The sequence below is a fragment of the Adlercreutzia equolifaciens genome (assembly GCF_029076695.1).
Lineage (GTDB): Bacteria > Actinomycetota > Coriobacteriia > Coriobacteriales > Eggerthellaceae > Adlercreutzia > Adlercreutzia equolifaciens_A.
Genome location: NZ_JARFIK010000002.1, coordinates 654,273 through 680,630 on the forward strand (window position 1 = coordinate 654,273; position 26,358 = coordinate 680,630).

The 26,358-nt window shown below is 63.3% G+C and carries 25 protein-coding genes and 2 tRNA genes; 21 read left to right on the forward strand and 6 right to left on the reverse strand.

The window, feature by feature from the left end; translation table 11 throughout:
* Nucleotides 1–129: 129 nt before the first annotated feature.
* From PZH32_RS08550 to rplT, 6 genes are all read left to right on the forward strand, one after another.
* Nucleotides 130–3,045, forward strand: coding sequence for an insulinase family protein (locus PZH32_RS08550; protein ID WP_275207547.1), 2,916 nt, complete (start codon nt 130–132; stop codon nt 3,043–3,045).
* A 75-nt stretch (nt 3,046–3,120) separates the two neighbouring features.
* Nucleotides 3,121–3,474 carry a hypothetical protein gene (locus PZH32_RS08555; RefSeq protein WP_275207549.1) on the forward strand — a complete coding sequence of 118 codons (354 nt, stop codon included), beginning with the start codon at nt 3,121–3,123 and terminating at the stop codon, nt 3,472–3,474.
* A 47-nt stretch (nt 3,475–3,521) separates the two neighbouring features.
* Complete coding sequence (locus PZH32_RS08560) at nt 3,522–4,676, forward strand: histone-lysine N-methyltransferase (protein WP_275207550.1); 1,155 nt, start codon at nt 3,522–3,524, stop codon at nt 4,674–4,676.
* A gap of 266 nt (nt 4,677–4,942) precedes the next feature.
* Nucleotides 4,943–5,515: a translation initiation factor IF-3 gene (gene infC / locus PZH32_RS08565; protein ID WP_275207551.1), complete on the forward strand. Its 573-nt coding sequence runs from the start codon at nt 4,943–4,945 to the stop codon at nt 5,513–5,515.
* Nucleotides 5,515–5,712 (forward strand): 50S ribosomal protein L35, encoded by a 198-nt coding sequence (rpmI, locus tag PZH32_RS08570; RefSeq protein WP_275207552.1) that lies wholly within the window; start codon nt 5,515–5,517, stop codon nt 5,710–5,712. The genes infC and rpmI overlap by 1 nt, the downstream gene beginning before the upstream one ends.
* A 27-nt stretch (nt 5,713–5,739) precedes the next feature.
* On the forward strand, nt 5,740–6,093 hold the full coding sequence (gene rplT / locus PZH32_RS08575) for a 50S ribosomal protein L20 (RefSeq protein WP_275207553.1): 354 nt from the start codon (nt 5,740–5,742) through the stop codon (nt 6,091–6,093).
* Nucleotides 6,094–6,224: 131 nt separating this feature from the next.
* Here rplT and PZH32_RS08580 read toward each other — a convergent pair whose 3' ends face one another.
* From PZH32_RS08580 to PZH32_RS08590, 3 genes are all read right to left on the reverse strand, one after another.
* Nucleotides 6,225–6,632 carry a NifB/NifX family molybdenum-iron cluster-binding protein gene (locus tag PZH32_RS08580; RefSeq protein ID WP_275207554.1) on the reverse strand — a complete coding sequence of 136 codons (408 nt, stop codon included), beginning with the start codon at nt 6,630–6,632 and terminating at the stop codon, nt 6,225–6,227.
* A 274-nt stretch (nt 6,633–6,906) separates the two neighbouring features.
* The gene (locus PZH32_RS08585; RefSeq protein WP_275207555.1) at nt 6,907–8,391 is read right to left on the reverse strand and encodes a DEAD/DEAH box helicase; all 1,485 of its coding nucleotides are present in this window, start codon (nt 8,389–8,391) and stop codon (nt 6,907–6,909) included.
* Nucleotides 8,392–8,602: 211 nt separating this feature from the next.
* Entirely contained in the window at nt 8,603–9,997 is a 1,395-nt protein-coding gene (locus PZH32_RS08590; RefSeq protein ID WP_275207556.1) for a glycosyltransferase, read from the reverse strand.
* Nucleotides 9,998–10,124: 127 nt separating this feature from the next.
* Here PZH32_RS08590 and PZH32_RS08595 point away from each other — a divergent pair, with 127 nt between their 5' ends.
* A complete protein-coding gene (locus PZH32_RS08595; protein WP_428994023.1) occupies nt 10,125–11,126 on the forward strand; it encodes a glycosyltransferase family 2 protein in 1,002 nt (333 codons plus the stop codon).
* 152 nt (nt 11,127–11,278) lie between these two features.
* On the opposite strand, the gene PZH32_RS08600 is transcribed toward PZH32_RS08595, so the two are convergent.
* A tRNA-Glu gene (locus PZH32_RS08600) sits at nt 11,279–11,353 on the reverse strand.
* Between the two features lie 105 nt (nt 11,354–11,458).
* On the opposite strand from PZH32_RS08600, the gene PZH32_RS08605 reads away from it, so the two are divergent.
* Nucleotides 11,459–11,863, forward strand: a complete 405-nt coding sequence (locus tag PZH32_RS08605) for a GtrA family protein (protein WP_275207557.1) — start codon at nt 11,459–11,461, stop codon at nt 11,861–11,863.
* 155 nt (nt 11,864–12,018) lie between these two features.
* Nucleotides 12,019–12,972: a diacylglycerol/lipid kinase family protein gene (locus tag PZH32_RS08610; RefSeq protein ID WP_275207558.1), complete on the forward strand. Its 954-nt coding sequence runs from the start codon at nt 12,019–12,021 to the stop codon at nt 12,970–12,972.
* 53 nt (nt 12,973–13,025) lie between these two features.
* On the opposite strand, the gene PZH32_RS08615 is transcribed toward PZH32_RS08610, so the two are convergent.
* Together PZH32_RS08615 and PZH32_RS08620 are read right to left on the reverse strand one after the other, a co-directional pair.
* On the reverse strand, nt 13,026–14,096 hold the full coding sequence (locus PZH32_RS08615; protein ID WP_275207559.1) for a chitosanase: 1,071 nt from the start codon (nt 14,094–14,096) through the stop codon (nt 13,026–13,028).
* A 74-nt stretch (nt 14,097–14,170) separates the two neighbouring features.
* Nucleotides 14,171–14,246: transfer RNA gene (locus tag PZH32_RS08620), tRNA-Arg, on the reverse strand.
* A 102-nt stretch (nt 14,247–14,348) separates the two neighbouring features.
* Here PZH32_RS08620 and rlmD point away from each other — a divergent pair.
* The 12 genes from rlmD (at nt 14,349) to mreD (ending at nt 26,348) form a co-directional block, all read left to right on the forward strand.
* Complete coding sequence (rlmD, locus tag PZH32_RS08625) at nt 14,349–15,665, forward strand: 23S rRNA (uracil(1939)-C(5))-methyltransferase RlmD (RefSeq protein WP_275207560.1); 1,317 nt, start codon at nt 14,349–14,351, stop codon at nt 15,663–15,665.
* Between the two features lie 90 nt (nt 15,666–15,755).
* A complete protein-coding gene (locus PZH32_RS08630) occupies nt 15,756–16,289 on the forward strand; it encodes a peptidylprolyl isomerase (RefSeq protein ID WP_275207561.1) in 534 nt (177 codons plus the stop codon).
* Between the two features lie 92 nt (nt 16,290–16,381).
* Nucleotides 16,382–17,764 (forward strand): tetratricopeptide repeat protein, encoded by a 1,383-nt coding sequence (locus PZH32_RS08635; protein WP_275207562.1) that lies wholly within the window; start codon nt 16,382–16,384, stop codon nt 17,762–17,764.
* Between the two features lie 77 nt (nt 17,765–17,841).
* Nucleotides 17,842–18,246, forward strand: coding sequence for a nucleoside-diphosphate kinase (gene ndk, locus PZH32_RS08640; protein WP_275207563.1), 405 nt, complete (start codon nt 17,842–17,844; stop codon nt 18,244–18,246).
* 167 nt (nt 18,247–18,413) lie between these two features.
* Entirely contained in the window at nt 18,414–19,436 is a 1,023-nt protein-coding gene (locus tag PZH32_RS08645; RefSeq protein WP_275207564.1) for a hypothetical protein, read from the forward strand.
* A 129-nt stretch (nt 19,437–19,565) separates the two neighbouring features.
* Complete coding sequence (locus tag PZH32_RS08650; RefSeq protein WP_275207565.1) at nt 19,566–20,591, forward strand: 4Fe-4S dicluster domain-containing protein; 1,026 nt, start codon at nt 19,566–19,568, stop codon at nt 20,589–20,591.
* A 2-nt stretch (nt 20,592–20,593) separates the two neighbouring features.
* A complete protein-coding gene (locus PZH32_RS08655; RefSeq protein ID WP_275207566.1) occupies nt 20,594–21,499 on the forward strand; it encodes an FAD/NAD(P)-binding protein in 906 nt (301 codons plus the stop codon).
* A 1-nt stretch (nt 21,500) separates the two neighbouring features.
* Entirely contained in the window at nt 21,501–22,286 is a 786-nt protein-coding gene (locus tag PZH32_RS08660) for an NADH:ubiquinone oxidoreductase (RefSeq protein ID WP_275207567.1), read from the forward strand.
* Nucleotides 22,287–22,289: 3 nt separating this feature from the next.
* Complete coding sequence (locus tag PZH32_RS08665) at nt 22,290–23,579, forward strand: Ni/Fe hydrogenase subunit alpha (protein WP_275207568.1); 1,290 nt, start codon at nt 22,290–22,292, stop codon at nt 23,577–23,579.
* 141 nt (nt 23,580–23,720) lie between these two features.
* Nucleotides 23,721–24,776 (forward strand): rod shape-determining protein, encoded by a 1,056-nt coding sequence (locus PZH32_RS08670; protein ID WP_275207569.1) that lies wholly within the window; start codon nt 23,721–23,723, stop codon nt 24,774–24,776.
* A gap of 13 nt (nt 24,777–24,789) precedes the next feature.
* Nucleotides 24,790–25,824 carry a rod shape-determining protein MreC gene (mreC, locus tag PZH32_RS08675; RefSeq protein WP_275207570.1) on the forward strand — a complete coding sequence of 345 codons (1,035 nt, stop codon included), beginning with the start codon at nt 24,790–24,792 and terminating at the stop codon, nt 25,822–25,824.
* Nucleotides 25,824–26,348 carry a rod shape-determining protein MreD gene (gene mreD, locus PZH32_RS08680; protein ID WP_275207571.1) on the forward strand — a complete coding sequence of 175 codons (525 nt, stop codon included), beginning with the start codon at nt 25,824–25,826 and terminating at the stop codon, nt 26,346–26,348. Before mreC ends, mreD begins: the two co-directional genes overlap by 1 nt.
* Nucleotides 26,349–26,358 lie beyond the last annotated feature (10 nt).

The following is a 26,358-nucleotide window of genomic DNA, read 5'->3' on the forward strand; positions in this document are numbered from 1 at the left end:
GTCTTTGCTTTTCGGGCTGATTATAGCGAAAGTGCTCCTCTTCGCGGAGAAATAATAACGACACAATGAAGGATGCAGGGAATGTCGAGCGCCTTGGTAGAATAGGGAAAAACAACAGGAAGGAATTCCATGACCGATATCGCAGCTACGGCCGCAGCCTGCGGCTTTACGTGGGAAAGCTCCGAGTCTGTGGCCGAGGTGGAGGGAACCGTCCACCTTTTCCGCCACACGACCTCGGGGGCGCGCCTTATGTGGATCGAGAACGCCGATGCCAACAAGGCCTTCTCCATCACCTTCAAAACGCCGGCCGCCGACGACACCGGCGTCTTTCACATTCTGGAGCACTCGGTGCTCTGCGGGTCGAAGAAGTACCCGGTGAAGGAGCCCTTCGTCAACCTGCTGAAAACCTCCATGCAAACGTTCCTGAACGCCATGACCTTCCCGGACAAGACCATGTACCCGGTGGCCTCCACCAACGAGCAGGATCTCGAGAACCTCATGGACGTGTACCTGGATGCGGTGTTTCACCCCGACATCTACCGCCGTCCCCAGATCTTCCAGCAGGAAGGCTGGCACTGGGAGGTGGAGGGCCAGGGGGACGAGCGCTCGCTGGTGTACAACGGCGTGGTGTATAACGAGATGAAGGGCGCCCTGTCCGACCCCGATTCGGTGCTCTACGACACCTTGTCGGCGGCGCTGTTCCCCGACACCACCTATCGCTTCGAGTCCGGTGGCACGCCCGAGGCCATTCCGAGCCTGACCTATGAGGGCTTTCTGGACAACCATCGCCGCCATTACCGCCCCGACAACGCCTATCTGATTCTGTACGGCAACTTGGACCTTAAGCGCTTCCTCGGCTTCATCGACGAGCATTACTTGGCGCCCTTGGCCAAAGAGGTCGACTCGTCGGCAGGGGAGCCGAACCCGCTGGCCCTGCAGGCGCCGGTGGTGTGCCCGTTGAAGCGCACCGGCATGGCCACGGCGCCCGAGAACGCCTGCGCCGCCGTGGGCTATGTGGCCGGCCGCGCGGCCGATCGCGAGCGGCTGATTGCCACGGATATTCTCATCGACGCCATTCTCGGATCCAACGAGGCGCCGCTCAAGCGCGTGCTGCTGAACGAGGGCGTGGCTGACGATGTGGTGGCCTACCTGGCCGATGCCATTGCTCAGCCCTTTGCCATGGTGTGCCTGAAGGGCGCCAAGGAAGGGGCGGCCGAGCGCCTGAAGGCCGTCGTGGCTCGCGAAGCGGCGCGGCTGGCCGAGGGCGGTCTCGATCGCGATCTGGTGGCGGCCGCGCTCTCCCATGCGGAGTTCGTCATGCGCGAGCGCAACTTCGGCTATCCCGACGGCGTGGTGCTGTCCATGAGTGTGATGGCCGGCTGGCTCTATCAGAATGATGACCCCGCGGCCTACCTGCGCTACGAGGACGCCTTCGCCGATTTGCGCGCGAAGATCGACGAGGGCTATTTCGAGGCGCTGCTGCGCTCGCTGTTCCTGGAGAACGACCACTGGGCCTGTGCCGAAGTGGTGCCCACGGCCGCCGACGAGAACGCGTCCGAGCAGGCCGAGGAAGCGGCCGTAACCACGGCGCTTGAGGCGGTGGGCGGCTTTGACGCGGTCCAGGCCCAGGTGGACGCCTTGCGGGCTGCCCAGGAGGCGCCCGACGACCCGGCGGCGGTGGCGAAGCTGCCTCAGCTGACGCGCGCCGACATCGGCCCGGCGCCCGCCGAAGAGCCCTGGGAGGTCACCGAGCTGGCCGGTATGCCCTGCTTGCGCCACCACATCTCCACGCGCGGCATTGCCTATGCCTACCGTTATTTCTCGCTGGACGGCGTGACGTTCGAGGAGCTTCCCTATGTCACCGTCCTTGCCTTTGTGCTGGGCAAGCTCGACACGGCGCGCCATAGCGCGGCCGAGCTCGACACGCTGGTCCAGGCCCATCTGGGCAATCTGGGCTTCGGCTGCGAGGTCCACGAGGATGCCCAGGACCGCGAGCGGCTCACGCCGATGGTGGTGGCGGGCGCCTCGGCCCTGTCCGAGAACGTGGAGTGGACGGTGAGCCTGGTGAACGAAGTGCTCACCGAAACCGATTTCTCCGATACGGCCCGCATTCGCGACATCTTGGCCCAATGGCGCCTGGCGCTGGAGCAGTCCTTCGCCACGGCGGGCCATACGGCGGCCATGGCTCGCGTGGCCTCCTACTACCTGCCGGCCGGAGTGCTGCGCGAGGCCTTGGGCGGCGTGGACTTCTATCGTTTCTTGAAGGAGCTGCTCGAGCATTACGAGGATCGCGCCTCCGATCTGTCCGCCAAGCTGGCCGCCTTGGCTCAGCGCCTGTTCGTCGACGGCGGCTGCACCTTGTCCTTTGCAGGCAGCGACGAGGACCTGGCGTGGTTTGCGGCCGCAGGCCCGGCCCTGGGCGGCGCGGCGGCACCGGCCGCGCTGGTGGTGCCGGCGCCCCAGAACCGTCACGAGGCCTTCGCCGTGCCGGCCGATGTGGTGTTCTGCGCTGCCGGATGGGATCGCTCCCTGCTGGGGCTGCCCTATAACGGCACCTGGCTTCTGGCCGCGCGCATCCTGTCCTACGACTACCTGTGGACCGAGGTGCGCGTGAAGGGCGGTGCCTACGGTGCCGGCTTCAAGGCCCTGCGCGCCGGTTCCAGCCGCTTCTACTCCTATCGCGATCCGCGTATCGACGAGACCCTGGCGCGTTTTGATGCTGCGGGCTCGTGGCTGGCGGCCACCTTTGCCCCCACCGAGGCCGAGATGGACGGCTACGTGGTGTCCACGACGGCCTCCCTTGATGCGCCGGTCAAGGCGCGCGAGCTTCTGCGCCGTCAGGACTCCCAGTACTTTGCCGGCGTCACTTTGGCCGATCGCGCCGCGGTGCGCGCCCAGGTGGTGGCCGCCACGCTGGCGGATGTCCAGGCCCTGGGCCCGGCAGTGGACGCCCTGGCCGATCAGGGGCTGTCCTGCGTCTTCGGCAGCCGCGACATCATCGCCGAGTCGAAGGGCGGCTTTACCGTCGTCGACCTGGTAGGGTAGGGCGGTTTGTGCGGAATCGGCGATGGCCGACCCCGTAAGTTATAATAGGCATTCGCGAACGAAAGGATCTGCGCCATGGCGAAGGAGCGGGAGTTCTCCCATATCACGGTTTCCGCCGATGAGGATGACGATATCGTCATTCAGGCCGGCATCGTCGAGGCGCCGGCCGATGAGCCCGAGGCCGTTTCTTCGGCTGATGCAGCGCCCGAAGCCGTCAAGACCGAGGAAGTGGTAGAGGCTTCGACGGCCGAGACCGTTCCGGTTGCCGAAGAGGCGCCGGCTGCGCCCCTGCGGGCCGATGACGGGTACCGGGAGACGACGCTCGAGGACATCGAGAGCTCGAAGATGAACTCGGTGCAAAAGGCCGTCATCGTCGTGGCACTTTTGGGCATTGTGGCCTTTGTGGTGTGGTTCCTGGTCGCTCGCTAACCGGTACAGCCATTAATGAACGAAGCCTGAAACGAGAAAGACAGATTATGGCGAAGAAGCACAATCGCACTCCTGATGATTTCGACGGGAACGCCATCGGCCTGACCGAGGCGTTTTCGCCGGTTTCCGACGACAGCTATACCGAGGCGTTTCGCCCCGTCGACGGCTCCTTCGATGAGCCCGAAGCCGCCGATGGCATCGACTTCGAGGAAACGGCCCTGGTGGCTGAAGAGGAGTCCTTTGGCGTTGACGGTGCCGGGGCGCCGGAGCCGAGCGAAGCGCTGCCCGAGCCTGTTGTGGGCCATATCACGGAAACCCCCGGGGCTACGCCGGCAACGAAGAAGGGCGCCGGTCGCCACGGGCGCCATGCGGCTCCCGATGCCGCGGGCAAAAAGGGTGGAAAGGGCAAGAAGGGCAAGGACATGCCCGAGTACATGCGCAAGTCCCGCCGCATGCGCCGCATCCTCATCGTCGTCATCATTCTGCTGATAGCGCTGCTGGGCGCGGTAGGCTACTTCGGCATTCAGATGTACAAAGAGTCCGGCAACACGGCGGTGCAGCAGGCCAAAACCGCCGAGCAGCAAGTGGCCGAGATTCAGCCCGACGAGGCCAAGGACGCCTCCACGGAAACGGCTAAAACCACCACCGTGCCCGATCTGGTCTCGCTTTTGGGTCTGACCCAGGACGAGGCGGTCGAAAAACTTCAGCATGGGGCCCAGGTGTCCAGCACGCGCGATGTGAAGGAGAAGGGCAACCCCATTCGCAAGGAATCGCGCATTGCCCTTACCACCGAGCCGGCCGATAGCCGCACGGGCACGCCTACGGTGTATCTGGGGCTCGACAAGAAGGGCAAGATCATCCAGGCGGGCTACTCGGCTTCCACGGCATCGCTCGGCTATGGCTCGCTGAGCTTCGCCGATGCCGTGCGCAACGAGCAAATTATCGAGAAGACCCTGGCCGAGGCCGGCATGACGGTGCCCGAAGATGCGGTGGAGCTGCCTGAGGATTCCTCGGCCTACACCACCTTCGACACCGACGGCAAGACGCGCACCAAGGAGTACTGCTCCTTCTCCGGCGAGGTCACCATGGACGACAAGGCCTACAGCTGGTCGGCGGTGCTGTCCTACGACTACTCCATGGCCAACGCCTCCGGCAATTTGGCCGATACCGTGCGCACTATTTTCGTTTACGTGAACTCGTAGGACTCTTTTCGTCCCGGAGTGCTTCCGGTGCCTGTCGGACCCGCTGACTTCCTGAGGCGCACAAGTACGAAAAAGTACTTGCAATGCTGCAGGAAGGGTTGTATAGTAATCAGGCTGTGTAATCAAGTGAAGGCTTTCCGGTCTTCCACCTGGTTCGGCGCCTTCGGGTAGCTGATGGGTTCCAAGCATACTGAACAACAGTTGTGTGCAAACCCGCCGCGTGCCCTTGGCCCGGCGGGTTTTTATGTGTGAAAACACAGAAGGAGGTGAGCACGATAGCTGCTCAAGAGCCCCGGCTCAACGACGCGATCACCACGCGTGAGTGCCGTCTGATCGATTTCGATGGAAACCAGATGGGCGTGTATCCCACGGCCCAAGCCCAGCGAATCGCCGACGACATGAATCTCGATCTGGTCGAGATCGCTCCGAACGCCGATCCGCCTGTCTGCCGCATTATGGACTACGGTAAGTTCAAGTACGACCAGGCCATCAAGGCGAAGCAGGCGCGCAAAAACCAGAACAAGATCGAAGTCAAGGAAATGAAGTTCCGCCCGAAGATTGACATCGGGGACTACACCACCAAGAAGAAGCATGTTCTTCGCTTCCTCGAGGCCGGTAACAAGGTGAAGATCACCATCATGTTCCGCGGTCGCGAGATGGCCCATCCCGAGCAGGGTCTTTCCATCCTCGAGCGTCTTGCCGACGACTTGAAGGATGTAGCGGTCATCGAGAACCAGCCCAAGATGGAGGGCCGCAACATGCACATGCTCATTGCTCCTCTGCCTGCATCGGCTAAGAAGAAGAAGGAAACCAAGAACGACGAAGGAAAGGACAACTAATGCCCAAGATGAAGACCCATCGCGGTACCGCCAAGCGCGTCCGTGTGACCGGTTCCGGCAAGCTTATGCGCGCCAAGGCCTACAAGAGCCACATCATGACCAAGAAGAGCCAGAAGCGCAAGCGCAACTTCCGTCACGAGACCGAGGTTGCCCCCGCCGACACCAAGGTCGTCAAGCGTCAGCTCGGCCTTCGCTAGTATTCGTTTCCAAGGAGTGATTAAGATATGCCTCGTGTAAAGCGTTCCGTTCATGCCCGCAAGAAGCGTCGTACCGTCCTCAATCGCGCGAAGGGCTACTATGGCGCGAAATCCCGTTCCTATCGTGCCGCGAAGGAGCAGGTGCAGCATTCGCTTCAGTACATGTACCGCGATCGTCGCAACAAGAAGCGCGAGATCCGTCGTCTGTGGATCACCCGCATCAACGCTGCGGCCCGTATCAACGGTCTGTCCTACTCGGTGTTCATGAACGGCCTGAAGAAGGCCGGCGTGGTGCTCGACCGCAAGGTGCTCGCCGACATGGCCGTCAACGACGCCCCGGCGTTCGCCGCTCTGGTGGAGGTTGCCAAGAAGGCTCTCTAAGCCAACCATGGTGAGAAATCACCAGCCTATGCATTAAAAAAGACCCGCTTGACGGGTCTTTTTTAATGGGCTGGCAAAACGGCGCCGTGCTCGTGTTCGATTTCTGGCGCGCGTCGGGGTTTGCGCGATCTCTAGGCGTGAGGGGCGACGAGCTTGCGCTCGATATGGGCGAACAGGTCGTCGAACTCGTCGAGGGGGCCGTCGTCCTGATAGGCTTCGGCCAAGGAGGCATCGCCCACAAGCGTGCGATGCAGATAACTTTGGGCCGCTTCGGCAGGAACGGTGCTGGCGGCTTGGGCGTAGTCGATGGAGGCGGCGCCCAGGGCGCGGCCCAGTTCTTCGCTGAGGGTGCCCGCCAGAAGTGCATTGGCCTCCATTTTCGCCAGGGTGGCGACGCATTCGCTGATGGTAGTTCCCATATTGGGAACATTGCAGCAGCCGGAGATAACGCCATTGGTCACCGTATAGCAGGTGAAGCTGGAGCACAGGCTTGCTTGAGGCGCGACCTCCAACCCCGTGCATGCTACGGCAATCTTCATACTTTCCCTTCCCTTTTAACCAAACAAACCATACCCGTTTTTGCCACGAAGGAATGTGGAGAGCGGTCAGCGGAACTTTTCGCACAGGAGCGGAATTGATTTTTCGGCCCTCATGCCGCTCGCCGTTTTTCCTGTCCAATAACCCCTTCTAGCTGGTGGTATTTGAGCCCGTGCCTAAAAAAGGAAGAAGTCCCGAGAGGGGACTTCTTGGCGGGAAAGAGCACCCAGAGGCGCTCCAGGTTGTGGGTGAAATGAGCGAGGTTCGGCCCAGGGCCTACTTGCGCCGGCCCGATCGCTTGGCAGCCACGGCGGCGCGATGGGCGCGGCCCGGGCGCAGATCGCCGCCCGCGCGACCTCCGGCGGAGGAACCGCCCTTGGAGCGGGAGCCGCTCTTGGATGCGGCGCTCTTCGCTCGGGCGGTAGTGGCGCTTTTGGCGGCCGAGGCATTCTTAACGGGCTTCTTCTTGCGGGTGCCGCGCTGACGGGCCTCGGCGGCCTCCTCCTCGGCGCGCTCCTTGGCCTTGGCCTTCCGCTTCTCCTTCTTCTTGAGCTCGCGGGCGGCCTGGGCCAGTTCGGGATCTTTCTTGGCATTGGCCCGCGTGGCGCGCTCCGCTGCCTTGGCGGCTGATTCCTCCAGATCGAATCCGGGCACCTCGATTTCGGGGATGGGGCGCTTGATGAGCTTCTCGATGGCGGCCAGCTCGTCTTTGTTCTCGGGGCAGGCGAAGGTAACGGCGAAGCCCTCGGCGCCGGCGCGGCCCGTGCGTCCGATGCGGTGCACGTAATCCTCGGCCTGGGTGGGCACGTCGTAGTTCACCACGTAGGCCACCTCGTCCACGTCGATGCCGCGGGCCAGCACGTCGGTGGCCACCAGAATATCGGTCTCGCCGGAGGCGAAGTTGTCCAGGGCGCGTTTGCGCTGGTTCTGGGAGCGGTCGGAGTGGATGGCCTCGGCGTGGTAGCCGGCGCGCTTGAGCTTGCGGCAGGCCGCATCGGCGCGATGGCGCGTGCGGGCGAAGACGATGACGCGCTTGTGGCCGCGTTCCTTCAGCAGGGCGGCCAGCAAGTCGGGCTTCAGGGAGTGGGGCACGTGGACCAGGTACTGCTCGACGGTGTCGGCCGTCTCGCCCTTGGCGGCAATTTGCACGATGGCCGGATCATTGAGCATGGCGTCCACCTGACCGAGGACCGAGTCGTCGATGGTGGCTGAGAAGAGGAGCGTCTGGCGCGTGGCCGGTGTGGCCTCGACGATGCGGCGCACGGAGGGCAGAAAGCCCATGTCCAGCATGCGATCGGCCTCGTCGAGCACGAGGATCTGCACGTCTGACAGATCCACGGCCTTCTGGTTCATGAGATCAATGAGGCGTCCGGGGGTGGCGATGAGCACGTCGACGCCGCGAGCCAAGCGGTCGATCTGCGGATCGATCTTCACGCCGCCCACTACCGTGGCAACGCGCAGGCCACGGGTGCGGGCGATGGTCTGGCACACCTCCTGGATTTGCATGGCAAGCTCGCGCGTGGGCGTGATGACGAGCATCGCCGGGCTCTTCTTGCGCTGGGCCTTGCCCAGACGGTCCAGGGAAGGCAGCGAAAAGGCCGCCGTCTTGCCCGTGCCCGTTTTAGCAGCGGCAATGATATCGCGTCCTTCGAGGGCCAACGGGATGGCCTGGGCCTGGACGGGGGTGGGCTCGGTGTAGCCCAGCTTCTTCACGGCGGCAAGGGCGTTGTCAGAAAGGCCGAGGTCGGCAAAAGCGGTCATTGAATTCCTTTCAGCTATTCATAAAGAACGCGACGGCCAAAACAGAGAGATTTGATGCAGCCGTCAGCGATAAATCCGAGGTTTGATGCAGTTTCTTGCTTCATGATGCCACGTTTGCCATAAAAATAGGCGCACGATGCATCAATCCACCTTCTTTTTGCCCGTAGCGGTGTAACTTTGTTGCCAGGGCGTTGGTGCACCCGGGGCGAAGCTAGCGGGTGTGAGCTGGCTTGTGACCCCAATAGAAGTGCAGGAAGTGCTTGGCGCGCAGTTTCGGATCGCGGGGCGGCTCCTTCATGATGAGGTCGAAGGTGGCCTGGGCGATGTCCTGGGCGGCATGGGGGCGACGCAGCAGGGACGCGTTGATGAGCATGGCGTCGGCCGAGGCGGTGTGGTCGTCGATGTGGCGCAGGGTGTCTAAAAGCTCGCGGGGCGTGGTAGCCGACATGGCCGCGCCGGCGCCAGTCAGCATGCGCACGTTCGCCTTTTCCTGGCCGTAGGCGCGACCCAGCAAGATCATGGGGGCTTTGGCGCACAGGCACTCGGTGACGGTCAGGCCGCCGGATTTGCAGATAACCAGATCGCTGGCTTCCATGAGCTCGGCCATGTTGTTCACGTAGTTGAGCACGGTGACGTTGGTCAGTCCCAGGTCGCTGACGCGCCGGCGCACTGCAGCGGCATAGTCCTCGTCGGCTCCGGCCACAATGACCAGATGCAGGGTGTTCATGGTGTGCATGAAGGGCAGGATCTGATCCAGCTGGTCGCGGAAGTGCACGTAGGGCTGGGGCAACTTCGCTCCAGCTAGGGCCAGCACCATCTGCTTGTCGTCGGGAATGCCCAGCCGCTCTCGGGGTGCGACGCGGTCGTAGCGACGGCTGAAGGCGGGGCTGGCGGGAATGCCGGTAATGAGGATGCGGTCCTCGGGGACGCGGCGCGGTCGCAGGGTCTCGGCCATGTGCTCGTTGGCTACGCAGAACAGGTCGGTGTGCAAATGGGGCCACAGTCCCTCGGCTTCGTAGTCGGTGGGCACGCAGATGATGGGGAAGCCCAAGCCGGTGAGCATGCGGGCGCTGACGGCCACGTTGGCCGCCGTGATATGGGTGCACACGATGGCCTTGGGCTTCACCTCGCGCACGTACTCGACGAACTTCGGGTACATGACGCGCGCCCATATGGTGCCGCCGCCCCATAGAAGGCGTCCAGTGAGGGTGTAGCGCCAGGTGAGGTCGTAGAAGGGCCGCGTCCAGCCCGTGAACATGGAAGCGGTCTTGTCGCCGTCGAATACAATGCGGCCGAAGTCCAGGATGTCGAGCACCTCGGTGCGCGTACGGGCCTCGAGCTGCTTTTCGGGCGTATCGGGGTTTTCGGCTGCCTGCTCGCTGAGCTCTTCAAGGGCCTCGGCGATGGCGTAGGCGGCGCTTCGGTGGCCCGAGCCCACGGAGGCGTGCACGATGAGCACCACCGAATCGTCGTCGGTGCGCTTTGCGACGAGGGAAGACGGTGCTTCGGAGACGGCCAGCGAAGCCGTGGTGTCGTTCGTATCGGAGGCGGGGGAGAGATGGTCCGGGGATGAGAAGCCCTCGGGCTGTGTCTGCTGTAATTCCATGGGCTCATCATACCCTATTTCGCCGATGGTAACGGATAGGGGGTCATTTTCCTTCAAACCAGTGGTTTCCTCCATCGATTTCGGTTAGGATGATAGGGTCTGTCAACAATTATCGAGGAGCTTTTTCGTGACTGAACTGCCCACTCTTTCCAATCCCGAGGCCCGTGCCGCTGCCGTTCAAGCTGCCTGTACCGGCGAGGGAGTGGCCGTGCTCGTGCCGTGTTACAACGAGGCGGTCACCGTGGGCAAGGTGGTGGACGACTTCAAGGCGGCGCTGCCGAAGGCCGTTATCTACGTGTACGACAACAACTCCACCGACGACACGGCTCGCATTGCCGCCGAGCACGGCGCTGTGGTGCGCACGGAAAGCCGTCAGGGCAAGGGCAACGTGGTGCGCTCCATGTTCCGCGACATCGACGCCGATTTCTACGTCATGGTGGACGGCGACGACACCTATCCGGCCGAGGCCGTCGACCAGCTCATTGCTCCTTTGGCCGCCGACGAGGCCGACATGACCGTGGGCGATCGCCTGTCCAACGGCAGCTACGGCGAGGAGAACGACCGGCCGTTCCACGGGTTCGGCAACAACCTGGTGCGCCGTCTCATCAAGATCATCTACGGCTATGCGTTCAACGACGTCATGACCGGCTACCGCGCCTTTTCGCGGGCGTTCGTGAAGACCATGCCCGTCATGAGCGAGGGCTTCCAAATTGAGACTGAAATTTCCATCTGGGCCGTGGATCGGCGCTGGCGCGTGGCCGACGTGCCCATCGACTACCGCGATCGTCCGGCCGGTTCCGAATCGAAGCTGTCCACCTTCTCCGACGGCATGCTGGTGCTGGCCGCCATTGCCAGCCTGTTCCGCGACTATCGCCCCATGGCTTTCTTCGGCTGGCTGGCGGTGCTGCTGGCTCTGTGCGGCCTGGCAGCGGGCGTGCCGGTCATCGGCGAGTACCTGGCCACGGGCTTTGTGTCCAAACTGCCCAGCGCGGTGCTGGCGGTGGCCTTCATGATTGTGGCGGCGCTGTCGTTGACCGCCGGCCTTATCCTGGATACCGTGGCGAAATCCCATCGGCGCCAGTGGGAAATGAGCGTGTACCGGGTCATGGAGGCCCAAAAGCGCGATTAAGCGTGCCTGACTCCCTGGATAAACGGGTGTCGGCAGGGTTTGCCCCTCAGGGCCCACGAGCCTACAAGCGCACGGGCGCAAGATGGCCCACGATGGCACCCATTTCTTGGGAAAATAAAAAAAGGAGAACCGAAGTTCTCCCAGGTCAATCATGGTGCCCCCAACGGGAATCGAACCCGTATTTCAGCCTTGAAAGGGCCGCGTCCTAACCGTTAGACTATGGGGACGGTTCAAAACAGCTTGCTTAGTATGGCAGAGCAGCCCCGGCTTTGCAAGAACAAACTTGGGAAAACTCGACGGACGCCGCGGCGTCCCGAGAAACGGAAGGGACCATGGAGAAGCTTGTTCGACAATTCATGAAGTTCGGCGTGGTGGGTCTCATCGCCTTCGCCATCGACTATGGCTTGATGGTGGCCCTCACCGAGTTGGCCGGCATCAACTACCTTGTCAGCGCCACCATCTCCTTCACGGTGTCGGTGGTGTTCAATTACGCGGCCTCCATGCGCTATGTGTTCACGCACAAAGAAGGGCTTTCACGGCGCCGTGAATTCATCATCTTCGTGGTGCTTTCCGTTATCGGCCTGGGGCTCAACGACCTGCTCATGTGGATCGGTGCCTCGCTATGGGACATCAGCTACCTTATCGTCAAGATCGGCGCCACGGCTCTGGTTACCATCTACAACTTCATTACGCGCAAGATCTTTCTCGATGGCGATACGGGGGCGGTGCTGGAATAGCGTCAGCAACCGGCTGGATCTTTCGCGTGGCCTGCCGCCCTCAGCGTGGAGCGCTTTCTTTTTAACGGAACCCTTCCAAGCCCTGGGGGTGCAAAAGGCCTGGGAGTACGACTGGTAAAATGAGGCTAACATTCCCGTCGACGAGGAGGCCTGCCGTGGTTCCCGCTCCTGAAACCGGAAAAATTGCCCTCATTGCCAATCCCGTGGCTAAAAGTGGCCGAGGAGCTGCCGCGGCCGACGAGGCCACGCGTCTTCTGTGGTCGCGCGTGGGGGAGGAGCGCGTCGAAGTGTTCTATACCGCGCGTCCGCGCCATGCCACCGAACTGGCGAAGCAGCTGGGCCCTGAAGTGGGCTGCGTCATCGCTCTCGGCGGCGACGGCTTGGTGAATGAGGTGGCTTGCGGCCTGATGGAGCGCCCGGCTGACGAGCGTCCCGCCTTGGCCGTCATTCCCGTGGGCTCTGGCAACGACTACGCGGCCACGCTGGGCATGGCCTACTCGGTGGTGCCGGCCATCAGCCAAATTCTGCACTTCCGCACCGTGCGGGCCGATGTGGGCTGCGTGAACGGCCGCTACTTCGTGGAAACGCTCTCGTTCGGTCTGGATGCGGCCATTGCGCTGGACACCATGGAGCGACGCAAGCGCTCGGGGCGGGCGGGCACCATGCTTTATCTGGAAAGTGCGGTGGACCAGCTGTTCAACCACTTGGACACCTACCGCTTCACGCTGCGCGTCACCGATCCGGCCGAGGGGGAGGGGCCGCAGACCATCGAGGACGAAGCTTACCTGGTGGCATCGCAGATCGGCCCCACCTATGGCGGTCATTTCCGTATTACGCCCCAGGCCTCTATCGAGGACGGACTGCTCGATCTGTGCTGGGCCACGCCGAAGCTCATTCCCATGCGCGCTTTGGCCATCTTGCTGCGGGCCCGTGCCGGCAAGCACGTGGGCAGCTCCCATGTGCATTTTGCCCAGGCAAAAAAGGTGGAGCTTGATTTCGCGAAAGAGCCGCCGGCTCAAATCGACGGCGAGAAGATTACCGGCACGCACTTTGTCATCGAGTGCATTCCCGATGCCCTGACCGTAGTGTTGGGGGAGCCGCGGCGGTAAGCGAGGACGTGTCGCTTCGGAAAGCGCCGCGGGCGCAATGATGCCGCCCCTCGTTACTTCAAGGAGAAGCGGTCGCCGTACATGGTCCAGGTGAGCGGGCGCGATAGAGAGAAGTTTTTCGCGTCGATGAAGGAGCGCTGGGCTTTGATGCGGGAGAGGTCACTGTGGGCCTCCTCCTGCAGCATGACCGCGCTGCGCACGGCCAGGAAGGCTTTCAGATAGGCACCTTCGCTGCCGCCTCGCGCCGGTGTCTTCGCCTTTTTCATCGCCTTGGCACGCATGCCGTGGAAGCTGGTGCTGTCAGGACCCGGGCCGTGCACGACCAAAGCATCGTAGTAGATGAACTGGCCCAAGGGCCCCAGTCCGTCAGCGCGGGCCGCCTTGAGGGCCGGGTCGAGGTACTGCTCTTTCAAGATGCGATCCTGCGCCTCTATCATGTTCGGATCTTTGGCCGCCTTCGTCCAGGCGCTTACGAACGGAGCACCGAGCCCTCGGTGGGAGGCGGTGCCGTTAACGGCGCGCAGCGCGGGCAGAAAGCGCTTCAGGCCGTTGCCTTTCGGCTTGAGGGCCACGTAGGTTTCCACCACGTCCAGCAAATCTCCCGTGGCCGAGGTGAAGCCGATGATGCCGCAAGTGTAGCCGCGCCCGTCGCCGATATCCTCGATATAGCCATAGGTGCTGCGATAGTTGGTGGTGGAGTTCTCGGCACTTGAAACCAGGGAGAAGGCCGTGGAGCGCAGCGTGCCCGAGGCGATGGTGGCAGCCTTCTTCGGCGCTTTTTTCACCGTAAGCGCGCAGGTGTAGACTTTTCTGCCCACCTTGGCCTTGAGGGTGCAGCGCCCGGCCTTCATCGCCTTCACCGTGCCCTTGGCGCTGACGGTGGCCACCTTTTTATTGCTGGAAGTCCAGCGGGCCTTCTTCGCGCTGCGGGGCAGCTTAAGGGTGAGGGTCTTGCCCGCGGTAAGCGTGCGCGCCTTGAGCTTGACGATGTTCGCTTTCTTAGCGGTGGTGCTGGCGGAAGCGGCGTAGGCCTGATCGGGATTGCCAAGGGGCGTCAAAGGCAACGCCGGCGAGCAAAGAGCGCTGGCGACTAGGGCGATAAGAAAGAGACGGAATGGTTTCATGATCCCCGCTTAGGTTTTGGACTCTTGGGAAGAGGCTATAGTACGGGGCGCAAGAGGGAAGTGCAAGGAAAAAATGGTGCCCTCGACAGGATTCGAACCTGCGGCACCTTGCTCCGGAGGCAAGTGCTCTATCCCCTGAGCTACGAGGGCACGCTCGTCGGCCCCGACGGCGGGGCGCTGCGCTATTATAGATCAATTGACGTGCCGTTGCTCGAAAACGGCGAAATACCCCACAGATGAAAGGACGCGCCGGTGAGTGAGACGGTTGCCATTGAGCGCATGGCCTACGGCCCCGAGGGCATCGGTCACCTGGAGAACGGCAAGACGGTTTTCGTCGAAGGCGCGGTCACCGGAGATACGGTGGCCGTGGAGCTGACCGAGGAGAAGCCCCGCTTCGCCCGAGGGCGCGCCGTGGAGGTGCTCGAGCCCTCGCCGGCGCGCGTGGCGGTGCCCTGCGCGGCGGGATGCGGCGGCTGCCCCTGGGCGCCGCTGGCCTATGACGCCCAGTTGACTGCCAAGCGCGATGCGGTGGTAAGCGCCCTGGTGCGCACGGCGAAGCTGCCGACTGAGCGCGCTGAAGCGCTGGTGGCCCCCTGTGTGCCCTCCAAGCGTCAGTGGGGGTACCGCAACAAGTTGGAGCTGGCCTGCGGGGCCGACGCTGCTGGCCGACTGGTGCTGGGCATGCGCGCCGCCGGCACCGATCAGCTGGTGCCGCTGGAGACGTGCCCCTTGGCCCACCGTAACATAGAGAATGCCCCGAAGGCCTTGCGCGGGGCGCTGCGCTACTTGTCGGGCGCCGAGGATCTGGGCATCTTCCGGGTGGGTGTGCGCGGCAGCCTACGCACCCGCGACGTGGAGATCGCCCTGTGGACGAGCCCCGGGGCCTTTCCCCGGGCCGCGGCGGCAAAAACCTTGGGAAGCGCTCTCAAGAACACCTCGCTCGTGCGCGTGGTGGCCGAGCCGGGCCGTGCCCGCAAAGTGAAGAAGGTGGAGGCACTCTCGGGCAAAGGGTGCTGGGAGGAGGACTTGGCCGAAGAGCGCTTCCTTATCAGTGCGCCTTCGTTTTTTCAGGTGAACACTGCTCAGGCCGAAAAGCTCATCGGGCTTGTGCTGGAGGGGCTGGAAGTGGAAGAGGGCGACTATGTGGCCGACCTCTACTCCGGAGCGGGTACCTTCTCGCTGCCCTTGGCCGCGGCCGGGGCCGAGGTTGTGGCCGTGGAATCGGCCGGCTCCTCGGTACGCGATCTGCGTCGCAACGCCGAGCGCGCCGGCGTGGATATCGAGGTAGTGGGGGGAGACGCGGCTCGCGAATTGCCCGAGTTGGGCGAACTCGATGCTCTGGTAGTGGATCCCCCTCGAGCAGGTCTTGCGCCGGGCGTGGTAAGCTCCATTGCCCAGGCCGCCCCGCGCCGCGTGGCCTATGTCAGCTGCGATCCTCAAACCTGGGCGCGCGATGTGGCGCTTTTCGAGCAGGAGGGCTATCGGCTGGTGCGCGCCACGCCCGTCGACCTGTTTCCCCAGACCTACCATGTGGAAGTGGTTAGCATTTTCGAGCGCGTCAGCGGCTAACCTGTTAGAATTAATCACCGTATGCAATGAACCGAACGACCCGTTCAGCGCTCACGCGCAGCGGGCCTCTAACGGAAAAGGAGGAGCCCCATGGCTCTCTACACCCCTGAATATCAGCCCACGGGCCAGGAAATCGCCGTCATCAACACCTCGAAGGGCACCGTTCGCGTGCAGCTGGCGGGCAACGACGCCCCCATCCACGTGGGCAACTTCGTCGAGCTGGCCCAGAAGGGCTTCTACGACGGCCTGAAGTTCCATCGCTACGTGCCCGGCTTTGTCATTCAGGGCGGCTGCCCCAACACCCGCGAGGCCACGCCCGAGCAGGTGGCTGCTGGCCGCGCCCCCGGCTTCGCCCCCTTCGGCACCGGCAACCCCGGCTACTCCATCAAAGAGGAGTACACCACCAACCCCAACAACAAGCATGAGGACGGCGCGCTGGCCATGGCTCGCTCCATGGATCCCAACTCCGCCGGCTCCCAGTTCTACCTGTGCCTGGGTCCCCAGCACAACCTGGACTCCGGTTACACGGTGTTCGGCCAGACCATCGAGGGCAAGGACGTCATCGGCCAGCTGCGCGCCGGCGATGTCATCGAGTCCATCGTTATCGAGAACGCGGCCGAGTAGCCGCGCGGGGCATTCGCTCCCTTCGGCGCCTCTTCGCGGGGGCGCCGCGGCCCTTCGGGGCCCCTGCAAGAAAAGTCTAGTGAAGGAAGTCTATGAACAACGAGTTATTCGATCGAGCAAATGAGCGCTACCGCCTGCGTGACTACCGCGGCGCGCTGATGGCTTTCACGGAATGCTTGCAGGACACCCAAAATCCTTTGGCTCCGGGCGAGATGGGTCTTCTCTATCACCAAATTGGCAACTGCCTGGTGAAGCTGAAGAACCCCACCGAGGCCATCCAGGCCTACAGCCAGGCCACGGCCGACACGGCCTACGGGGCCATGGGCACCGTGGAGTGCAACCTGGGCATGGCCTACGCCTCGCTGCGCGATTACGAGAACGCCATCCGCTATTTCGAGCAGGCCGTGCAGGACGAGGCCAACCCCACGCCCTACAAGTCCTACATGGGCATGGGCAACGCGCTCATGAAGCTGGGCAAGTCCGCCGAGGCCGGTGTGGCCTTCCGCGAGGCGGCTCTGGACGAGTCGAACCCCGATCCCACGAAGGCCCTGCTCAACCTTGGTGTGTGCTTCATGGCCCTCAATCGCCCCGCTGATGCGGTGGCCTCTTATGAAAGTGCCATGCAGTTCGACATGCAGCCCTCGACGCGCAACAAGCTGCAGGCCAGTTTGGGCCAGGCTTACGTGGCCTGCGGCCAGATGGAGAAGGCCGTGCACGCCTTCGAGGAGGCCATTGCCGACAAGTCCTACTTCCTGTCCGACTCCGCTAGCGTCGACTATCAGCGCGCCGTGGGCGCCGTGGCCCAGGGCACGGCGGAGTCCAGCCAGGCCACTCAGGTGCTGCAGCTGGCCGACATGTCCGGTCTGGATGTAGCCGCCGACGGCACCAGCGTCTACGACGAAGCCATGGCCTACGAGGGCGAGGCCTCCGAGCCCTTCTACTACGACGAGCCCTACGAGGCCGATCCGGCCAGCTTCCCCGGCTATGTGGGGGCCTACGAGAACGTGGACAACGACCGCTTCTTCAACGCCACCGACGCCGAGCTTGAGCAGTGGTCGCGCGGTTTGGCCAAGCAGGATCGCAAGCGCCGTAACGTCGGCTTGAAAATCCTGCTGTTCTTCGTCATCGTCATTGTGCTGGCTGCGGCTGCGGGCGTCTTCGCCTACACCCAGGGCTACGGCTATCCCACCCAAGACGAGGTAACCAAGCAGCTGTTCGCCGATCCGTCGGCAGCGAAGGACACGGTGCTTTCCTCCGATTTGGACGAGGGCAAGATCAACGCCATGCTCGATCCGGTGGTTGCCGACAGCAACGTCACCATCGACGGCGTCAACCGCTCCATGAGCGACTCGACGGTCTATGCCACGGCTACGACCGAGGGCGGCGGCAGCGTCCAGTACAAAATCTCGATGGTGCGCGACGGCATTGGCTGGAAGATTTCCAACGTAGAGCTGTACTTCCCCAGCCAAAGCTAAGTTATCCGGCATTTTCGGCCCGCGGCCTGCGCCCGGGTCGTTTGCAGTGCAAAACCCCAGAACCTGAAAGGATCCCTATGGCTATCCAGCAGACCTATTCCATGATCAAGCCCGACGGCGTGCGCAACGGCCACATCGGCGAGATTATCAACCGCTTCGAGCGCGCCGGCCTGACCGTCGAGCGCATGGAGCTGGGCATGGTTACCCCCGAGCAGGCCAAGGCCAACTACGCCGAGCACGAGGGCAAGCCCTTCTACGACGGCCTCATTGCCTACATCACCTCCGGCCCCGTGGTGAAGATGGTCATCTCCGGCGAGGGCGCCGTGGCCAAGTGCCGCTCTCTCATGGGCGCCACCAACCCCGCCGAGGCTGCCCCGGGCACCATCCGCGGCGACTTCGGTCTCATCATGGACGAGAACGTCATCCACGGCTCCGACTCTCCCGAGTCCGCCGAGCGTGAGATTGGCATCTTCTTCGCCTAAAAGCGAAAGCCGTTGCATCGATTTTTCTGAGGGCACCTTCTGGTGCCCTCTTTTTATGGCCGATGGCTCTTAGCGCCCAGGGCTGAATCTGGCGAGGGGACCGGATTGGTGCTATTCTTGTGCCCTGTTCTTCCAGATACCGCCGTAACGAACTAGGGGAGAGCCTCATGAGAAAACCTTTGCAGGCTGCATTGGCCGTCATTCTCTCGTTTTCGCTGGCCGTTGCCGTGCCATTGCAGGCCTTTGCCGCCGATAAGACCATCTCTGCCAAAGCGCTGCAGACCTCCCTTAACGCCAAGGTGGGCAACCCCGACTTGGGAAAACAATACAAAAGCTGGTGCCTGGCCTTTGTGGCTGACCAGTTTGCCGAAATGGGAGCGGTCCGCAGCAGCGCCTGTTGCGCGGCCGAGTACGGCCGTTTGCGCGGCGCCGAGGGTTCCATTCTGACCATCAACTCGGTGCCCATCGGCTCCGACGTGTTCTTCACTAGCGAGTCCACCGTATGCAGCACCTGTACGAACAAGTACGGAAACGGCACCGAGAAGTGGTACGCCGGCCACGTGGGCATTTACGTGGGCGGCGGCTATGTCATCCATGCCATGAACAACCGCATCGCCAAAGACAAGGTGGTGACGCTTCACAACTTCAAATCCATGGACTACGTGGGCTATGCCGCCCATGGCGGTGTAAAGATGAAGGCCGATGTGGCCGCTACCACCCACGGCACGGCGCCGGAGTACCCATCAGTGGGCTCAGTGCCGAACTACCTGCCGCCGGGATACACGCCGCCGACGACCGACGAGGCGAACCCGAGCCCCGTGGAGGGCACGCCGCCCGTGGCGCCGTCCGAGCCAGCGGAAGAGCCCGCCGCGCCGGCTCCCAAGCCCGCGACGGTCAAAAACCCGACAGCCCCGAAATGGAAGTCGCTCAAGACGGCCAAGAAGCGCGTGATCAAAGTGGCGTGGAAGAAAGTGGCGGGCGTGACGGGCTATCAGGTCCAGTACGCTGCGAACAAGCAGTTCAAACTGTCCCTTACGAAGACGGTGAAGGCGTCGGCCACCTCGGTATCCCTGAAGGCCCGCTACGCCAAGAAGCGCTACTACGTGAGAGTGCGCGCCTATAAGACCGTCAGCGGCAAGAAGTACTATTCGAAGTGGACGGCCGTTAAATCGGTGACCACCAAGTCCTAGGCTACTATCTGGTTTTTTAGCCGAATATCGAAGTGGGTTGCAGGTTTGGCCGCTCACCCTTTACCATGGAAGAGGCCTTACCAACGCGGTGCCCTGAGGGGCCCCAAGAAGAGAAGGAACCCATCGCGTATGCTGTATCGCGTTATCGACCGTGACGAGCTGCCTTCGCTGGTTGCGGCGTTTATGGAGCGCTACGAGGTCATCGCTCCGGTGCAAAGGGGAAGCAAGTACGTGTTTGCGGCCGTCGACTCCTTCGACGACATCGTGCTGGATTATCCCACCACCATTGCCTCGCCGAAGAAGTACCTGATGCCGGCCAAGGAAACCCTCTTCGAGTTCAACGCCGAAGAGAATGCCGTGACCGACTATACCTGCGAGGTGCCGGCGCGCGTGCTGTTCGGCGTTCACGCCTGCGACATCAACGGCATGCTCAACCTGAACAGCGTCTTCACCGATCCGCGCTATCCCGATCCGTACTTCCAGGCGCGCAACGACGCCACGCTCATTGTGGGCATCGGCTGCACGCCCTCGGAGTTCTGCTTCTGCAACCTGATGGACAGCGAAGAGGCGCGTCCCAGCTACGACTTGTTCCTGACGGATATCGGCGAGAAGTATCTGGTGTCCATCGGCTCGGTGGTGGCGGCCAATATTCTGGAGGGCGCTTGCACCGTGCGCGAGGCCACCGATGCCGACCGTATTGCCTTCCGCGCCGTTACCCGCGCTCGTCAGAAGGCCTTCAACCAGGACATTCCCGACGTGCAGGAAATTCCCATGCTCATGGACGCCTTCCACGAGGATCCCTTCTGGGAAGAGCTGGGCGGCCGCTGCCTGTCCTGCAATGCCTGTGCCAACGTGTGCCCCACCTGCTACTGCTTCGATATTCGCGACACGCTTGATCCGGGCGGCGCCACGGGGCGTCGCGAACGCGTGTGGGATGCCTGCACCTCGCCTCAGTTCGCCATGGTGGCCGGCGGCCACAACTTCCGTCCTACGCCCGTGGAGCGCGTGCGCCATCGCATGTACCACAAGCTCAACGGTTTCCTGGCCACCCACGACCGCAGCCTCTGCGTGGGCTGCGGCCGCTGCGCTCTGGCCTGCAAGGTGGACATCAGCCCCATCGAGGTGCTGAAGTTCTTCGAGAGAAAGGGGGCCTAGGGATGCACGCACCCGCAACCAAGGTGGCCATCCATCCGTTTTCCGATCCGGGCCCCGAGCAAACCGGCGCCCAGCTTATGCACGCGAACCCCTATCGTCCGTGGCCTGCGCGCATCACGTCCATCACCGAGCTGACGGCCACCGAGAAGCTCTTCGAGTTCCGCTTCATCGACGACCGCATTCGCGCGGCCTTCCATCAGCAGCCGGGCCAGTTCGTGGAACTGTCCATCTTCGGCGTGGGCGAGGCGCCCATCTCTATTTCCAGCTCGCCCACGAAAGAGGGGTTCATCGAGCTGTGCGTGCGCCGCACGGGCCGCTTCACCGAGCGGCTCCACCAAATGCAGTGCGGCGACATCGTGGGCATCCGCGGGCCCTTCGGCCGCGGCTTTCCCATCAACGACATGCGCGGCCACGACGTGCTGCTGGTAGCGGGCGGCTTAGGGATTGCTCCTCTGCGCTCGCTTATCAACAACATTCACGACGAGCGCTCGGAGTTCGGCAAGGTCACTATCATCTACGGCTCCAAGAACCCTTCCGAGGTTATGTTCCGCCATCAGTTCGAGATGTGGAAGCACCGCAAGGACTTCGATCTCTATCTGACTGTCGACGTGCCCGACGACACCTGGGATGGGGAAGTGGGCCTGGTCACCAAGCCCTTCGAGCATTTGGAAATCGATGCCGACAACACCTTCGGTGCCTTGTGCGGGCCGCCGGTCATGTACCGCTTCGTGGTGCAGGAGATGCGCAAGAAGAACATCTCCTATGACCGCATCTACATGAGCTTCGAGCGTCACATGAAGTGCGGCGTGGGGAAGTGCGGCCACTGCCAGATCGGACACCAGTACTGCTGCATTGACGGACCGGTCTTCAACTACTGGGAGGCCAAGAACATCCAGGAGTCGATGTGACATGAACGATATTCGCGAAACGCCCGAGAACGCGCGGCCGCCCCGCGTCGTGTTCATCGGCCTGGCCAGCTGCTTCGGCTGTCAGATCAACATTACCAACATCGAGGCGCACCTGCTGGAGGTGCTCGGTCAGATCGATCTGGGCTACTGGCAGCTCACCTCTTCCAAGCCCATGCCCGAGGAGTTCGACGTGGCCGTCATCGAGGGCGCTGTGACCACAGCCGAGGCCGAAGCCACCGTGCGCGAGGCCCGCGAAAAGGCGAAGACGGTCATCACCATCGGTGCCTGCGCCAACACGGCGGGCATCCCCGGCATGGCGTCGGTGGACTTTCCGGCCCAGCTGGCCGCGGTCTACGGCGATGGGGCCCCCGATGCCTGCGGCACCCTGCAGGCGCCCGTGCCGGTGAAGAACGTCATCGCGGTGGATTTCGAGGTGCCCTGCTGTCCCATCGATCCCTACGAGTTCGTCCGCGTGCTGGACAGTGCCCTGTACGGCAGCAACTACCTGCCGGCCACATCGGCGCTCTGCGGCGAGTGCTCCCGCAACGAGCGTGGCTGTCTGTACGCGCAGGGGCAGATGTGCCTGGGCCTGGTCACCCGGTCGGGCTGCGGTGCGAAGTGCCCGGCCCTCGGCCGCGCCTGCAACGGCTGCGCAGGGCTGTCTCCCGATGCCAATGTGGCCTCGGCCCGTTACTTCGCGGGGAAGAAGGGCATCGATCCTCAGCGCTTCGACGAAGCCCTCGGCATGTTCAACACCGTATCCCTTACGGCTGAAGGGGAGGAATAGCCCATGGCCACTGCATCCATCACCGTCGACCACGTGGCCCGCGTCGAGGGCCATGGCGACATTCGCCTGACCATCGAGGACGGCCAGGTTACCACCTGCGAAATGTCCGTGGTCGAGCCGGCGCGCCTGTTCGAGTCCATGGTGCGCGGCCGCTCCTTCGAGGAGGTGCCCTACATTGCCTCGCGCGTATGCGGCATCTGCTCGTCGAGCCATGTGGTCACCGACATCCGCGCCATCGAGAGCATTTTCGGCGTTGAGGTAACCGACCGCACCGATGCTCTGCGCGAGCTGCTCGTCTACGGGTCCTTCCTGCAGAACCACGCGACGCACCTGTTCGTGTTCGCCGCTCCCGATTTCCTGGGGCATCAGTCGGTGTTTCCCCTGGCCGAGACGAACCCGGAGCTGCTGGAGCGCGCCTTGGGGCTGAAAGCCCTGGGCAACGAACTGTGCACTTTGGTGGGCGGCCGCTCTATCCATCCCATCACGGCCGTGGTGGGCGGTTTCACCCACGAGATCGACGCCGCCGAGTACCGCCGCCTGGCCGACGCCATGGACGAGGCGCGCGGCTTCGCCCTGCAGGCCGTGGACTTGTTCCGCGATTTCGACACCATCGACGTGCAGACCGAGGGCGATCTTTTGGCCATGGTGCAGCCGGGCAGCTATCCGGTGTGCACCTCGGACACGGCGCGGTTCGTGCGGGCCAACTACGAGTTCGATTGCCAGAACGTGGAGGAGGAGATCGAGGAGTATCCGCAGGCCTCCTCGGCGGCCTTCCTGGCTCGCGCCCGCCGCACGGGCAAGCCCTATCTGACGGCGGCCCTGGCCCGCGTTAATGCTTCTTGGAACAGTCTGTGCCAAGAAGCCCGCTATGCCGCCGCCAAGGCGGGTCTGCGCCCGCCCGAGTACAACCCCTTCGCCAACAACATTGCCCAGGCGGTGGAGCTGGTGGACGTGCTCGACCGCTGTGCGGCGCTCTGTCGCCGCCTGGCTGCCGACGAGTTCGCCGACACCAGCGAGCCGGTGGCCTTCACGGTGCGGGGCGGCAAGGGCGTGGGCTTTACCGAGGCGCCCCGCGGCGCGCTCTTCCATCTGCTCGAGCTGAACGACGAGGGCCGGGTGGAGCGGGCCAGCATCATGACGCCCACGGCCCAGAACATCGCCAACCTTGAGGCCGACATGCGCCAGCTGGCCGAGAAGATGATCGCCGGCGGCTACGACGCCGACCTCATCCGCCTGGAGGTAGAGAAGCTCGTCCGCGCCTACGACCCCTGCCTCTCCTGCAGCGTGCATTAGGGCCGTCCACGGCGAAAAAGGGGAGTCTCCGCTGGCTCAAAGGAGGCTCCCTTACACCTATGGAGTTTCAGCGTCTTTTCAGGGCCTGTGCTAAAATCTAAGGCTGACTGTAATCAAAACGTACCCGAAGGGTTTGCCTGTATGTCATTCCTTGATGTGTTTTCGAGTCTGACGGGCCAAATGTCGGCGGACATGGCCATCGACCTGGGAACTGCCAATACCCTTGTTGCCATTACCGGCGAGGGCATCGTCATCAACGAGCCTTCCGTCGTTGCCATTGAGAAATCCACCCATCGCGTGCTGGCGGTCGGCCACGAGGCCAAGAACATGATCAACCACACGCCCGATGCGTTCTCGGCCGAGCATCCCCTGAAAGACGGCGTCATTGCCGACTACGATGTGACCGAGGCCATGCTCTCGGCCTTCATCAACAAGGCTTCCGAGCGCAAGTACCCCTGGCAGCCCAAGCCCCGCATCGTCATCTGCATTCCCTGCGGTGCCACCTCGGTGGAGAAGCGCGCGGTGTTCGAGGCGGCCATTCAGGCCGGCGCGCGCCAGGCCTACCTCATCGAGGAGCCCATGGCGGCGGCCATGGGTGCCGATCTGCCCGTTACCGAGCCCACGGGCTCCATGGTGGTGGACATCGGCGGCGGCACCACCGAGGTGGCCGTCATCTCCCTGGGCGGTATCGTTACTTCCAGCTCGCTGCGCTTGGCGGGCAATCGCCTGGACGAGGCCATCGCCATGCACCTGCGCGACCTGCTGGGCATCAAGATCGGCGAGCGCACGGCCGAGGTCATCAAGATCAAGATCGGCTCCATCCTGCCCTTCGAGGACGGCCGCGAGCGCGATATGATCATCTCGGGCCAGGACGTCTACACCGAGCAGCCCAAAGAGGTTACCATCCAGTCCGAGGACGTGCGCGCGGCTCTGCAGGCGCCTATCGAGGAAATGGTGCTCCACATCAAGGACACCTTCAAGACCACTAACCCCGATCTGGCCTCCGATATCATCCAGAACGGCATTCTGCTGACGGGCGGCGGCGGCCTGCTGTCGGGTCTGGACCGCTATCTTACCGACAAGTTGGAAATTCCCGTGTGGGTGTCCGAGACGGCGCTTACCAACGTGGTGTCCGGCTGCCTGAAGGTGCTGGAAACCCCCACGGCCCTGAAGCAGACCCTCATGCGCTCCAAGTAGGTCTTCCGCTTTCATGGCTCTTAACTTTCAGAACAACGCGCCGGCCCCTGGGGGCCGGCTTCCCCTTATTATCACCCTCGTGCTTTCGCTCGTGTGCCTTGGCATCTACGGAAGCGAGGGCGCCGAGGGACCGCTTCACCGCGTGCAGGCCACCGTGGAGGGGCTGGTGGCTCCGCTGCAGCTGGCCGGCGCCCCCTTGGGAAGCGCGGTAGAAGGCGCCGAGCAGGCTGCCGAAGAGCAGGGGGCCGACGAAGAGACCCTGGCCACTTTGCGGGCTCAGAACGCCGAGCTTACCCAGGCCCTTACCCAGGCCGAGGAGTATCGCCTCGAGGCCCAGCGCCTGCAGGCCCTGCTCAACTTGAAGGACACCTACGACATCGACGGCGTGGCGGCCCGCGTTATCGGGCGCAGCACCGATGCTTGGAACCAGACCATCACCTTGGATATGGGTACCTCCGACGGGGTGGAGACGGGCCTGACCGTGATGGGCCCCTACGGCGTAATCGGCCAGGTTATTTCCGTGTCCGGCGGCAACTGCCGGGTGCGCCTGCTCACCGACCCGCAGTCGGGGGCGGCCGCCCTGGTGCAGCAAAGCCGCGCCGAGGGCATTGTGCGCGGCTCGCTCGACGGTCTGCTCTATCTGGAGAACATCGGCGCCGACGTGAACATCCAGGTGGGCGATGTGGTGCTCACCAGCGGCTTGGGCGGCAGCTACACCCGCGGCCTGCTCATCGGCACCGTGGCCCGCGTGGAGGGCAGCGCCGGCAACGATTCCCGCCGCATTGTGGTGGCCCCCAATGACTCGGTGACGCTGCTTCAGGAGGCCCTCGTGGTGTTCAGCGCGGCCTCTGACGCCGCCGAGCGCACCTTGGCCACGCCCTCTGATGGCGAAGGCGCCGAAGGGGAGAACGGCCAGGACGACGCCAATGGCGGCGACGGCCAGGATGACGGTGCCTCTCAAGAGGGCGATGCCGGGTCCGAGGGCTCCCAAGAGGGCGACGCTGAAGGCTCGGGCGATACCGCTGGCGACGAGGGAGGGGAGGCCTGATGATTCTTTCCCGTGAGACCGTGGCCGGCATCATCGGCGGCCTTATTGCGGTGCTGCTGCAAATCATTGTGGCGCCGGCCCTTACCCTGTTTGCGGCGATTCCCAATTTTATCGTTGCGTTTTGTGTGGTGCGGGCCGTTGTGTGCCCCCATCAGGCGGGCGCGGTGTTACCGTTCGTGCTCGGACTTCTCTTCGATCTGATCGGGGGAGGCCCGGTGGGAGGCATGGCGCTTGTGCTCGTGCTGGTAACATTTGCCGCTTCCCGCGCCTTTATGGCCCTGAACAACGATACGCTGTTCATGCCCGTGGCGATTATGCTGCTCTCGATCGTCGTGGTCGAGCTGCTCTACGGCATTATCGTGGTGGCCTGCGGCGCCGGGGTGCCCCTCGGCGAGGCGCTGCTCTATCGCGCGCTGCCCTGCATGCTCTACGACGGCATTATCGCCCTGCTGCTCTATCCGATTGCTATTCGCGTGATGGTCGGAAAGCCCTTGGGACAGCCGGGGACGCCGATCCTGCGCTAGGGAAGGGGTT

Coding starts and splice junctions, on each gene's coding strand:
- PZH32_RS08550 (WP_275207547.1), top strand. CDS start 130: ATGACCGATATCGCAGCTACGGCCGCAGCCTGCGGCTTTACGTGGGAA.
- PZH32_RS08555 (WP_275207549.1), top strand. CDS start 3,121: ATGGCGAAGGAGCGGGAGTTCTCCCATATCACGGTTTCCGCCGATGAG.
- PZH32_RS08560 (WP_275207550.1), top strand. CDS start 3,522: ATGGCGAAGAAGCACAATCGCACTCCTGATGATTTCGACGGGAACGCC.
- rpmI (WP_275207552.1), top strand. CDS start 5,515: ATGCCCAAGATGAAGACCCATCGCGGTACCGCCAAGCGCGTCCGTGTG.
- rplT (WP_275207553.1), top strand. CDS start 5,740: ATGCCTCGTGTAAAGCGTTCCGTTCATGCCCGCAAGAAGCGTCGTACC.
- PZH32_RS08580 (WP_275207554.1), bottom strand. CDS start 6,632: ATGAAGATTGCCGTAGCATGCACGGGGTTGGAGGTCGCGCCTCAAGCA.
- PZH32_RS08585 (WP_275207555.1), bottom strand. CDS start 8,391: ATGACCGCTTTTGCCGACCTCGGCCTTTCTGACAACGCCCTTGCCGCC.
- PZH32_RS08590 (WP_275207556.1), bottom strand. CDS start 9,997: ATGGAATTACAGCAGACACAGCCCGAGGGCTTCTCATCCCCGGACCAT.
- PZH32_RS08605 (WP_275207557.1), top strand. CDS start 11,459: ATGGAGAAGCTTGTTCGACAATTCATGAAGTTCGGCGTGGTGGGTCTC.
- PZH32_RS08615 (WP_275207559.1), bottom strand. CDS start 14,096: ATGAAACCATTCCGTCTCTTTCTTATCGCCCTAGTCGCCAGCGCTCTT.
- PZH32_RS08630 (WP_275207561.1), top strand. CDS start 15,756: ATGGCTCTCTACACCCCTGAATATCAGCCCACGGGCCAGGAAATCGCC.
- PZH32_RS08635 (WP_275207562.1), top strand. CDS start 16,382: ATGAACAACGAGTTATTCGATCGAGCAAATGAGCGCTACCGCCTGCGT.
- ndk (WP_275207563.1), top strand. CDS start 17,842: ATGGCTATCCAGCAGACCTATTCCATGATCAAGCCCGACGGCGTGCGC.
- PZH32_RS08645 (WP_275207564.1), top strand. CDS start 18,414: ATGAGAAAACCTTTGCAGGCTGCATTGGCCGTCATTCTCTCGTTTTCG.
- PZH32_RS08650 (WP_275207565.1), top strand. CDS start 19,566: ATGCTGTATCGCGTTATCGACCGTGACGAGCTGCCTTCGCTGGTTGCG.
- PZH32_RS08655 (WP_275207566.1), top strand. CDS start 20,594: ATGCACGCACCCGCAACCAAGGTGGCCATCCATCCGTTTTCCGATCCG.
- PZH32_RS08660 (WP_275207567.1), top strand. CDS start 21,501: ATGAACGATATTCGCGAAACGCCCGAGAACGCGCGGCCGCCCCGCGTC.
- PZH32_RS08665 (WP_275207568.1), top strand. CDS start 22,290: ATGGCCACTGCATCCATCACCGTCGACCACGTGGCCCGCGTCGAGGGC.
- PZH32_RS08670 (WP_275207569.1), top strand. CDS start 23,721: ATGTCATTCCTTGATGTGTTTTCGAGTCTGACGGGCCAAATGTCGGCG.
- mreC (WP_275207570.1), top strand. CDS start 24,790: ATGGCTCTTAACTTTCAGAACAACGCGCCGGCCCCTGGGGGCCGGCTT.
- mreD (WP_275207571.1), top strand. CDS start 25,824: ATGATTCTTTCCCGTGAGACCGTGGCCGGCATCATCGGCGGCCTTATT.